This is a genomic window from uncultured Caballeronia sp. (assembly GCF_964243625.1).
In the GTDB taxonomy this organism is placed as follows: Bacteria; Pseudomonadota; Gammaproteobacteria; order Burkholderiales; family Burkholderiaceae; genus Caballeronia.
This window is the reverse complement of the sequence record NZ_CAXTGZ010000193.1, coordinates 1-9,970: the sequence shown is the minus strand read 5'-3', so window position 1 is coordinate 9,970 and position 9,970 is coordinate 1. Positions and strand designations below refer to the sequence as shown.

General features: G+C 60.9%; 10 protein-coding genes and 1 pseudogene. 4 read left to right on the top strand and 7 right to left on the bottom strand.

What is annotated here, in order from left to right; all coding sequences use genetic code 11:
- Positions 1–542 precede the first annotated feature (542 nt).
- Positions 543–1,565: a porin gene (locus ACFFAR_RS14970; RefSeq protein WP_236873413.1), complete on the top strand. Its 1,023-nt coding sequence runs from the start codon at positions 543–545 to the stop codon at positions 1,563–1,565.
- A gap of 83 nt (positions 1,566–1,648) precedes the next feature.
- Here ACFFAR_RS14970 and ACFFAR_RS14965 read toward each other — a convergent pair whose 3' ends face one another.
- On the bottom strand, positions 1,649–2,614 hold the full coding sequence (locus tag ACFFAR_RS14965; protein WP_174362191.1) for a nitronate monooxygenase: 966 nt from the start codon (positions 2,612–2,614) through the stop codon (positions 1,649–1,651).
- Between the two features lie 203 nt (positions 2,615–2,817).
- Here ACFFAR_RS14965 and ACFFAR_RS14960 point away from each other — a divergent pair, with 203 nt between their 5' ends.
- Complete coding sequence (locus ACFFAR_RS14960; RefSeq protein WP_086383252.1) at positions 2,818–3,714, top strand: alpha/beta fold hydrolase; 897 nt, start codon at positions 2,818–2,820, stop codon at positions 3,712–3,714.
- 189 nt (positions 3,715–3,903) lie between these two features.
- Here ACFFAR_RS14960 and ACFFAR_RS14955 read toward each other — a convergent pair whose 3' ends face one another.
- From ACFFAR_RS14955 to ACFFAR_RS14935, 5 genes are read right to left on the bottom strand one after another with little or no spacing between them, the layout of a single operon-like run.
- Complete coding sequence (locus ACFFAR_RS14955) at positions 3,904–4,812, bottom strand: MBL fold metallo-hydrolase (RefSeq protein WP_174362192.1); 909 nt, start codon at positions 4,810–4,812, stop codon at positions 3,904–3,906.
- Positions 4,809–5,357 (bottom strand): DUF1289 domain-containing protein, encoded by a 549-nt coding sequence (locus ACFFAR_RS14950; RefSeq protein ID WP_375508063.1) that lies wholly within the window; start codon positions 5,355–5,357, stop codon positions 4,809–4,811. The genes ACFFAR_RS14955 and ACFFAR_RS14950 overlap by 4 nt, the downstream gene beginning before the upstream one ends.
- A 41-nt stretch (positions 5,358–5,398) precedes the next feature.
- A complete protein-coding gene (locus ACFFAR_RS14945) occupies positions 5,399–5,899 on the bottom strand; it encodes a YbaK/EbsC family protein (RefSeq protein WP_174362194.1) in 501 nt (166 codons plus the stop codon).
- A 27-nt stretch (positions 5,900–5,926) separates the two neighbouring features.
- Positions 5,927–6,850, bottom strand: coding sequence for a hydroxymethylglutaryl-CoA lyase (locus tag ACFFAR_RS14940; RefSeq protein ID WP_174362195.1), 924 nt, complete (start codon positions 6,848–6,850; stop codon positions 5,927–5,929).
- Between the two features lie 24 nt (positions 6,851–6,874).
- Entirely contained in the window at positions 6,875–7,816 is a 942-nt protein-coding gene (locus tag ACFFAR_RS14935; RefSeq protein ID WP_375508062.1) for a 2-hydroxyacid dehydrogenase, read from the bottom strand.
- Between the two features lie 202 nt (positions 7,817–8,018).
- Between ACFFAR_RS14935 and ACFFAR_RS14930 the strand changes: the two genes are divergently transcribed.
- Both ACFFAR_RS14930 and ACFFAR_RS14925 read left to right on the top strand, forming a co-directional pair.
- The gene (locus ACFFAR_RS14930) at positions 8,019–8,642 is read left to right on the top strand and encodes an alpha/beta hydrolase (protein WP_174364986.1); all 624 of its coding nucleotides are present in this window, start codon (positions 8,019–8,021) and stop codon (positions 8,640–8,642) included.
- A 92-nt stretch (positions 8,643–8,734) separates the two neighbouring features.
- Positions 8,735–9,745: a sulfate ABC transporter substrate-binding protein gene (locus ACFFAR_RS14925; RefSeq protein ID WP_174364988.1), complete on the top strand. Its 1,011-nt coding sequence runs from the start codon at positions 8,735–8,737 to the stop codon at positions 9,743–9,745.
- Positions 9,746–9,813: 68 nt separating this feature from the next.
- Here the strand turns inward: ACFFAR_RS14925 and ACFFAR_RS14920 are convergent.
- Positions 9,814–9,970 (bottom strand): annotated as a pseudogene (locus tag ACFFAR_RS14920) (biotin synthase BioB); the annotation flags it as partial.

Sequence of the window (9,970 nt, the reverse complement as noted above, 5' to 3'; positions counted from 1 at the left end):
CATCTTTGCTTGCGAGTACAAAACAAAAAACAATTCCCGCGTCTATGGCGAGCGTCGCAATGACGTAATCCCGCCACAGTCTTGTCGCCAGATGCCCGCATCCATTCCTCTCAAAATTAGTCGCATTAACAATGGGTTCGGCGAGCGTTTCTGATCGCATTTTTATTGTTGCCGGATTGCAGATTGCCCGGGTGCACCGTGGCATATAGCATCGCGGGCTATCGACTGGCAGACCGGCTCCTCGTTCAAGCGTCCTTTTCGCATCGCGTTACATCGGGCGATAAAAGTTCGTCGCGCGCAATGTATTGAAACCGCTATAGACAGCATAAGGAAAGTTATTTTTGTCCAGAAAAATGATCCGTAAAGATGGTCCCGCCCTAAGCCATCCGCACGCATAGCGGACATTTATAAGAACAGTCCGATAAAGCGAGGCAATGTCCCTCGCCGAATCCCGTTTTAACGTTAATACGACAGGAGAGTCCATGAAGCCACCCGTGAACCGCGTGCTTAAGGCCGCGGCCAAGGCTACCGTTACTGCCGGCATGTTCGGCTTGCTTGCCGCCAGTTCCGCCCAAGCGCAATCGAGCGTCCAGTTGTACGGACAGGTCGACGAATGGGTGGGCGCCACGAAGTTTCCAGGCAGCGACCGCGCCTGGAACGTGGGTGGCGGCGGTATGTCGACGTCCTACTGGGGCATGAAGGGCAGCGAAGATCTGGGTAACGGCTACAAAGCCATCTTCACGTTGGAAAGCTTTTTCCGTGCGCAAAACGGTCAATACGGCCGCTTTCAGGGCGATACGTTTTTCGCCCGCAACTCGTATGTGGGCATCCAGTCGCCGTACGGTACCGTCACTGCGGGCCGGCTGACGACGCAGCTGTTTGTATCGACGATTCTGTTCAACCCGTTCATCGATTCCTACACCTTCTCGCCGATGGTGTATCACGTGTTCCTCGGACAGAGCACGTTCCCCACGTACACGACCGATCAGGGCGTGGTTGGCGACTCGGGCTGGAACAACTCGGTCCAGTACACGACGCCGGATTTCAGCGGCTTGTCGGGTAGCGTGATGTACGGCCTCGGCAACCAGGCAGGCGAAAACGGCGCGAAGAAATACAGCGCGCAGTTCCTCTACTTTCACGGCCCGTTTGCCGCGACCGGCGTGTACCAGTACGTGAACTTCAGCTCGGCACCAACTGACCTGTCGACCTTCATACCGGGCTACAAGAGCCAGAGCGTGGCTCAACTCGGTGCGTCGTACGACATGAAGTACGTCAAGTTCTTCGCGCAATACATGTACACGAAGAACGATATCGATCCGGGTACGTTCCACGTCAACACCGGGCAGGGCGGCGTGACGATTCCGGTGGGCGTTGGCTCGGTAATGGCGTCGTACGCGTATTCGCGCAGCAATGGCGGCCTGGATCAGACGCACAAGAGCTGGGCGCTCGGCTACGACTATCCGCTGTCCAAGCGTACCGATGTCTACGCGGCATACCTCAACGACAAGTACACGAGCATCTCCAGCGGCAACACGTACGGCGTTGGCATCCGCGCGAAGTTCTGATTAGAGCAACACGCTTGAAAAAAATCCCCGCCCGGTCCTGACCGTGACGGGGATTTTTTTAATTTAGCCCAATCAGCCGAAAATCAACGCGCGATCCCGAGCCGATCCTTCGCGCCGTCGTATTCCTGCTTGAGGCGCGTCACGAGTTCGGCCACGGTCGGGACATCGTCCATCAGGCCCACGCCTTGTCCCGCGCCCCAGATTTCCTTCCACGCCTTGGCCTTGACCGCGGCATCGCCGAAATTCATCGCGTTTTTATCCGATGCCGGCAGCGCATCCGGGTCCAGCCCCGCGTTCACGATGCTTTGGCGAATGTAGTTGCCGTGCACGCCGGTGAACAGGTTCGTATAGATGATGTCGGCGGCCTTCGATCCTACGATTGCCGTCTTGTAATCTTCCAGCGCATGGGCCTCGCGCGTTGCAATAAAGCGCGTGCCGATGTACGCGAAATCCGCGCCCATTGCCTGGGCGGCGAGGATCGATCCGCCATTGGCGATGGCGCCGGACAACGCGATGGGTCCATCGAAAATGCGCCGTACTTCGCCGACCAGCGCGAACGGCGACGTCATCCCCGCGTGGCCGCCGGCGCCCGCTGCTACAAGGATCAGGCCATCAACGCCTGCCTCCAGCGCCTTTTCCGCGTGCCGCATATTGATCACGTCGTGCAGCACGATGCCGCCGTAGCTGTGAACCGCGTCGATCATCTCCTTCACCGGCGCGCGCAAGCTCGTGATGAAAATCGGCACGCGATGCTCAACGCACACGCGTACATCGGCTTCAAGCCGCGCGTTCGAATGATGCACGATCTGGTTCACTGCAATCGGCCCGACCGGCGCGCCGGGATTCGCCGCCTTGTGCGCCTCGATGCCCTCGTTGATCTGCGTGAGCCACTCGCCGAGCAACTCGGCCGGCCGGGCGTTCAGCGCGGGAAACGAGCCGACAATGCCCGCCTTGCACTGCGCGAGCACGAGCTCCGGATAGCTGACGATAAACATCGGTGAAGCAATGACCGGCAGCGCGAGGTGTTGCAAAGCGGCGGGGAGTGCCATGACACGAGTCTCCTGATTGAATATGAAGCTGAGCACGAAAGCCGAACGATCGTTCGATTATAGGCGAAGCTGTAGCGCGCATGACCGGCATGAACTGAGGAAGTCTTCAGGTTCTACCCTGATTCGGGCACGAGAGCAGTCTAGTATCGTCGAGGACGCCTACAATCGTTTTCCCGTTCATCGGATCATCGGATAGAGACGCCATGCCGTTCGAAGACTACCAACCGTTCACCTTCAATGTTTCGGGCGTCGATATTTTCGGCATGAAGGGCGGCAGCGGACCGCCGTTGTTGCTGTTGCACGGTCATCCGCAGACGCATGAGATCTGGCACAGGCTCGCGAAAGATCTGGCGCAGCATTTCACCGTAATCGCCACCGACCTGCGCGGCTACGGCGCGTCGGGCAAACCGCCGAGCGACGAACACCACACGCCGTATTCGAAACGCGTGATGGCCGCCGATCAGGTCGCCGTCATGCGGCATTTCGGCTTCGAGCGTTTCATGGTCTGCGCGCACGATCGCGGCGCGCGTGTGGCGCACCGGATGGCGCTGGATTTTCCGCAAGCCGTCGACCGGCTGATGCTGCTCGATATCGCGCCGACGCTCGCCATGTACGAAGCCACCGACCGCGCTTTCGCCACCGCTTATTTCCACTGGTTCTTCCTGATCCAGCCGGAGCCGCTGCCCGAGCTGCTGATCGGCGCGCATCCGGATGCGTATGTGGAGCGCGTGATGGGCAGCCGTCACGCGGGCCTCGCGCCGTTCGCGCCGCATGCGTTGCAGGCGTATCGCGATGCGTTGCGTCAGCCCGGCGCGGTGCACGCGATGTGCGAGGACTATCGGGCATCGGCGAGTATCGATCTCGAGCATGATCGCGCGGATCTGGAGTGCGGCAACAGACTCGCGTGCCCGTTGCGGGTGTTGTGGGGCAAGGAGGGCGTGATCGAACAATGTTTCGAGCCGCTCGACGAATGGCGGCGCGTGGCGCGCGATGTCAGCGGCCGTGCGGTGCCGTCGGGCCATTACATTCCGGAGGAAGTGCCCGACGAGTTGCTTAAGGAAATCCTCGCCTTTTTCGAGGCGACCGAGCGCGCCGCATGATGCGGCACCTGGCGTCATCGAGTGTTCAGGTAAGTGTTATCGGTCTGTAGGGAAAGCACCGATGCATCTCAAAAACAGGCGCGTTAGGATGCATCAGGCGCTGATCACGTCAACAAATTCCGCCGCTTGGACCTGTATATCGATAACCCATCGACAGCAGACAAGCGGCTTTCTTTTTGCCCTGGCGCTTCAGACAACCGTCACCGTCTCGCCATCCACCTTCAGCACGCCGCTCGTTTGAAGCTCGCCGAGATACTTGCGTATCAGTTGCGCGTGGTTGCCGGAGAGCATGGCTGCGGCGGCGCGCATGGCGCGGGCGGTATCGGCCATCAGGATCAGTTCGCTGACCTGCATGGAGCGCAACTCCATCAGCTTGAACACGATCAATACCTTCAGCGCGTTCTTCGCGTTGCGCTCGGAATCGGCACGCAAATAATCGATACGCGATGACGCCACATCCAGCGCCTTCGAAACATCGGTGAAGGGCGCGCCGTGGCCGGGAATCACCGCGCGTACATCGAGCGTGGCGATCAGGTCGAGCACCGCGCGCTGTTCCGCGAATCCGCTTTCGCCTTCCAGCTCCGGGAAGATCACGCCGAAGCCGTTTTCCCACAGCGCGTCGGCGCTGATCAGCAAGCGTTCCACCGATGAATACAGCATCAGCGAATGCGGATCGTGGCCGGGTGCGCCGAGCACGGACCAATCGATACCACCAAGATTCAAGACCGCACCCGGCGCAATCGTGCCGGTAAAACTGAAGCGCTCGCAGGTTTGCCCGGTTGCGCGAAACGTGAGTTTGTCTTCGTCCCAGTCGCGTACGGCTTGCGCTTCGGTTTGCGGAATCAAGGTTTCGCACGCGAAGTTCGCCTGCAACAACGCGTTGCCGCCGCAATGGTCGGAGTGCAGATGCGTGTTCAAGATCAGATCGAGCGAACGCCCGGCGCCGAGCGCATTGCGCACGAGCGCGAGCGTCTGCGCCGCGTGTGACGAGTAGCCGGAATCGATCAAGGCGGTGTTTTTATCGTCGATGAAAAGCACGTTGTTCGACGACAGCCAGCCGCGCTCGAAGACGCGCATCGAAGCAGGAAACTGGATCATGCCTGGGCCTTCCGAGGCATCACCACGATCGTCGCTGTCGCCTTGACGACTGTCTCGCCAAGCTGATTCAGCACCTCGCCGTCGAGCTTGACCAGGTCGCCGTCGAGGCTGGCTTTCCAGTGGGCATCGGTGATCAGCCAGCGCATGGCGAGCACGTCGTTCACCTTGACCGCGCGCACGAGCTTGATGCCGAACTCGAGTCCGAGCGGTTGCGCGTAAGCCGAAAAATGTGTCGCGAGCACCGCCATCAAATGCGCGGTGGGCTGCGTACCCGATGCAATCAGAGACCCGAACCGGCTGGCTTCGGCGTAGGCATCGTCGTGATGCAGCGGGTTCTGGTCGTTGACAAGGGTCGCGAACGACTTGATGGAATCAGGCGGCAGTTCGAGCGTGGCCTCCATCCGCTCGCCGACGCGAACAACACGAGGACGCTTTGACGCAAGATCCAGCACCGCGCGCTTTTGCGTGTCATCGAATGACGACCAGCCCGCGATTTCATCGATCGTGCGAAAGCAGCCGTCGCAAAGTTCCGTGCGTGGATTCATCCTGCATACATCGATACACGGCGACGCCACGGCTTCAGTCATCACGCCGTCTCGCGCAACGCGACATCCACGACGGGCGCGTCAGTGAGCGCGATCAATTCCTGTGGCGTCAGGTTGAACACCGCGTGCGGATGACCGGCGGCAGCCCAGAGGCTGTCGAGCGCGAGGAGGTCTTCATCGATCAACGTGACCGGCGGCGTGACGTGACCAATCGGACAGACGCCGCCGATCGCGTAACCCGTTTTTTCGCGGACGAACCTGGCATCCGCGCGGCCGAGCTCGCCCACGCGCGCAGCGACTTTCTTTTCATCGACGCGATTTGCGCCGCTCGCAATCACGAGCACCGGCGCGTCGTCCTCCTTGCGGCGAAACAGGATCGATTTGGCGATCTGCGCGACCGAGCAGCCCAGTCCGGCCGCAGCTTCCGCCGATGTCTTGCCGGTTTCCGCGAGCATCACGACAGGTTTTGCATGGCCGCGTTCGCTGAGCAAACGGGCTACGCGCCGGGCGGATTCGGGCAGGGCGTCGAGTGTTTCGTTCATTGGGTCCGGTTCCTGAGAGCTTGTTTTTCAGACGCAAGGCGTCACGCCGTCGCGTTTCTTCGCGAGCAATGCGCGTCCCACGCGCGATGCGCTCGGTTTGCCGATGGCCTGCGAAATGAAGTCGCCGATTTCCACGAGCTGATCCAGATCCACCCCCGTTTCAATGCCGAGTCCGTTCAGCAGGAAGATCACGTCTTCGGTTGCCACGTTGCCGGTCGCACCCTTGGCATACGGACAGCCGCCGAGCCCCGCCACCGATGCATGGAATATCTCGATGCCTTCCTGCAGCGCCGCGTAGACATTCGCGACGGCCTGGCCGTAGGTATCGTGAAAATGGCCGGACAGCCGTTCACGCGGGAATACCTTCGATACCGCCGCCATCACCTCGCGCGTGCGCCCCGCCGTGCCGACGCCGATGGTGTCGGCAATATCGATTTCATCGCAGCCCAGCGCTTTCATGCGCTCGACGACATCGACCACGGACGCGACCGGCACGTCGCCTTGATAAGGGCAGCCGAGCGCGCAGGAAATGCTGCCGCGCACGCGTAATCCCGCTTCTTTCGCAGCCTTCGCCACCGGCTCGAACCGCTCGATGCTTTCCGCGATGCTGCAATTGATGTTCTTCTGCGAGAACGCTTCGCTCGCCGCGCCGAAGATCACGATCTCGTCGACCTTCGCTTCGAACGCTGCTTCGAAGCCCCGTAGGTTCGGCGTGAGCGCCGAATAGATCGTGCCCGGACGCCGTTCGATTCCGGCCATGACTGCGGCGCCATCGGCCATTTGCGGCACCCATTTCGGCGATACAAACGACGCCGACTCCACGTTCTGCAAGCCAGCTTTCGCGAGCCGGTTGATCAAGTCGATCTTGAGCCCGGTCGCGACGAAATCCTTCTCGTTCTGCAGGCCGTCGCGTGGTGCGACCTCGACGATTTTCACTTTAGGCGGAAGCATGCCTGTCTCCTTTGTTGGGCGGCATCAGTAGCCGCGTTTTACGTCGACTATGCCGGATATGGGTTCACCGCGCGCAAGCGCCCGGATCTTCAGCGCAATCTGTTCGATGCTTTCATCGCGCAACGTAATGGCCGCGACATGTGGCGTGATTTCGATGCGCGGCGTGGTCCAGAACGGATGATTATCGGGCAAGGGCTCCTGATGAAAGACATCGAGCGCCGCCGCCGCGACCTGGCCGGTCTTCATGGCGCGCAGCAGATCGTCATCCACGACGTGCGCGCCGCGCGCCAGGTTCACGATATACGCCCCCGCCGCAAGCCGCTCGAATGCGCGGGCGTTCAGGATGCCTTCGGTGTCCGGCGTGTGCGGCAACAGGTTGATGAGCATCTTCGCGCCATCGAGGAACGCATCGAATTGTTCCGCGCCCGCGAAAGTCTGCACGCCTTCAATCTCGCGTTTCGTGCGGCTGAAACCGCGAACGGGGACGCCGAGCGCGGTCAGCGTTCGAGCCACGCGTGCGCCGAGCACCCCCATTCCCAGCACGCCGACCGTGAATGTCTTGCGCGGATGCGGCTCGAGCTTTTCCCATCGATGCTCACGCTGGATCGCCTCGTACTCGTCCATCCGGCGCAGATAGCGCAGCACCGTGTAGATCGCGTATTCCTCCATTTGCTGCGCCATGCCGCTGTCTTCCAGGCGCACGAGCAGCGCATTGGGCGGCAGCGTGCCCGGTTCCTTGCGTTCGATATCGAGGATTGCATCCACGCCCGCGCCGAGATTGAACACCGCCTGCAGATCCGGGCGGTTCGCGAACAATTCACGCGGCGCGCGCCAGACGACGGCGTAATCGGCGGGGGCGTTATCGCCGGGTTGCCACAGTCGGATATCCGCTTCTGGAAGCGCGCGGGACAGGTCATCGAGCCAGTCCTGGGCCTCGGCTTGATGCTCGTAGAGAATGATCTTCATCGATGGGTCGTGTTCGCTGGAGTAATGAGGCGGTTGCGCAAGTGGATTCACGCATTTTACGGTTTCGCCGATAAAACCGCCCTCCGGTAAAAAACGCCGCTCCCTCGCCGATAACCAAATGACGATAAGTTGGTTCTCGCCAACGCCGCCTCGCAGCAGAATTGGTCCTCACCATGCCGGCTTTGGCCGCAGCGAGGTTCACATGAGTTCAAACAGCACATCCGCCTGGCCGCCGCGACTCGTCACCGTGCCGGGTCTGCACGGCAGCGAGGGCGCGCATTGGCAAACGTGGCTCGAGCGGCAATTGCCGAAATCGCGCCGCGTCATGCAGGACGACTGGGACGCGCCACAACTCGATACTTGGGCGCAAGCCGTCGCGGACACGGTATCGAGCGTTCGCGGCCGCGTCATTCTCGCGGCGCACAGTTTCGGCTGCCTCGCGGCGGCGCATGCGATCGCCGAAGGGTTGACGGGCGATGCCGTCGCAGGCGTGCTGTTCGTCGCGCCGGCGAGCCCCGACAAATTTCGGTTCGCGGGCACGTTCGAGGCGCGCAAGCTGAACGTGCCGTCGGTGCTGATCGCGAGCCAGACGGACCCATGGATGCCCTTCGACGATGCCCTGCGTCTTGCCAGCCAGTTCGGCAGCGCGCTGGTGAATCTCGGCGACGCCGGCCATATCAACACGGCCGCGGGCTTCGGTCCGTGGCCGCGCGCGAAGTATTTTGTCGATACGCTGATCCATTGCGCCGCGCCGTCGCATTTCGGCGAGAAGAAAGCAGTGGCGCGCGACGTATTCGAGCGCTTCGAACAACCGGCGTATGGATAACGCATCCGACCGTTTGCGACCCGAACCTTCGAATGTTTTCGATAGAATCGCCGCTGGCGGCGGTTTTTACTATTCGAACAATCGGGGGATACATGGCGGGTTTGAAGCACTGGGCTGCATTCGCGGCGTTGGGTCTGAGCACGTTCGCGCATGCGGACACGTCGTTGCTGAACGTTTCTTACGACGTGACGCGCGAGTTGTACAAGGACATCGATACAGCGTTCATTGCCGACTATAAGCAGAAGAACGGCGAAACGCTGTCCGTGCGCCAGTCGCATGGGGCGTCGAGTGCACAGGCTTTGTCGGTGATGCAGGGCCTGCAGGCCGACGTCGTCACGATGAACCAGCCTAACGATATCGACTTGCTGGTCGAACGTGGCGGCCTTGTGCCGGCCAACTGGCGCACGCATTTCCCGAACAACGCGGTGCCCTACACCACGACGATGGTGTTTCTCGTGCGCGCCGGCAACCCGAAGAACATCAAGGACTGGAGCGATCTGGCGCGCCCGGGCGTGCAGGTCGTGATCGCCAATCCGAAGACCTCGGGCAATGGGCGGTATGCGTATCTGGCGGCGTGGGGCTACAAGAAGCAGCAGGGCGCCACGGATCAACAAGCGCAAGCCTTCGAAAAAGCCATCTTCAAGAACGTGCCGGTGCTCGATACAGGCGGTCGCGGTGCGACGACGACGTTCACGCAACGGGGTATCGGCGATGTGCTGGTGACGTTCGAAAACGAAGTTGCGCTGATGGATACCGGCGCGGGCAACGGCGCGAGCGGGAAGGATTTCAGCGCAGTATATCCGTCGGTGAGCTTGCTGGCCGAGCCGCCGGTCGCCGTGGTCGACAAGGTCGTGGACAAACGCGGCACGCGCAAACAGGCGCAGGCGTACCTGCAGTATTTGTGGACGCCGGCGGCGCAGGAAATCATCGCGCAACATCATTTGCGGCCGCGTAATGCCGAGGTGCTGGCAAAGCACGCAAGCGAATTCAAGCCGATCAAGACGTTCACGGTGGAACAGGTTTTTGGCAACTGGCAGAAAGCCCAGCAAACCCATTTCGCCGATGGCGGGACGTTCGATCAGGTGATTGTGGACAAGAATTGAAGCTGATGCGAAAAGGGCGTTCCAACCTGAGTTGGAACGCCCTTTTTACTTAGCGGTGAGAGTCAGGCTTACTGCACCTGCGCATGCCCGCATTTCACATCGCACGCGTCCGCCGTTTCCATCTGCTGCGAAGCCTCGGCGCGCATTCCCAAGCGTTCCAGCAACTTTCGGTTGGCTTCAGCTTGCGGGTTGCTTGTCGTCAGCAACTGGTCGCCGTAGAAAATC

Excerpts from the sequence above, each read along its gene's own strand:
- ACFFAR_RS14945 (WP_174362194.1), bottom strand. The coding sequence starts at position 5,899 with ATGAACGAAACACTCGACGCCCTGCCCGAATCCGCCCGGCGCGTAGCC.
- ACFFAR_RS14925 (WP_174364988.1), top strand. The coding sequence starts at position 8,735 with ATGGCGGGTTTGAAGCACTGGGCTGCATTCGCGGCGTTGGGTCTGAGC.
- ACFFAR_RS14965 (WP_174362191.1), bottom strand. The coding sequence starts at position 2,614 with ATGGCACTCCCCGCCGCTTTGCAACACCTCGCGCTGCCGGTCATTGCT.
- ACFFAR_RS14935 (WP_375508062.1), bottom strand. The coding sequence starts at position 7,816 with ATGAAGATCATTCTCTACGAGCATCAAGCCGAGGCCCAGGACTGGCTC.
- ACFFAR_RS14950 (WP_375508063.1), bottom strand. The coding sequence starts at position 5,357 with ATGAATCCACGCACGGAACTTTGCGACGGCTGCTTTCGCACGATCGAT.
- ACFFAR_RS14970 (WP_236873413.1), top strand. The coding sequence starts at position 543 with ATGTTCGGCTTGCTTGCCGCCAGTTCCGCCCAAGCGCAATCGAGCGTC.
- ACFFAR_RS14940 (WP_174362195.1), bottom strand. The coding sequence starts at position 6,850 with ATGCTTCCGCCTAAAGTGAAAATCGTCGAGGTCGCACCACGCGACGGC.
- ACFFAR_RS14930 (WP_174364986.1), top strand. The coding sequence starts at position 8,019 with ATGAGTTCAAACAGCACATCCGCCTGGCCGCCGCGACTCGTCACCGTG.
- ACFFAR_RS14955 (WP_174362192.1), bottom strand. The coding sequence starts at position 4,812 with ATGATCCAGTTTCCTGCTTCGATGCGCGTCTTCGAGCGCGGCTGGCTG.
- ACFFAR_RS14960 (WP_086383252.1), top strand. The coding sequence starts at position 2,818 with ATGCCGTTCGAAGACTACCAACCGTTCACCTTCAATGTTTCGGGCGTC.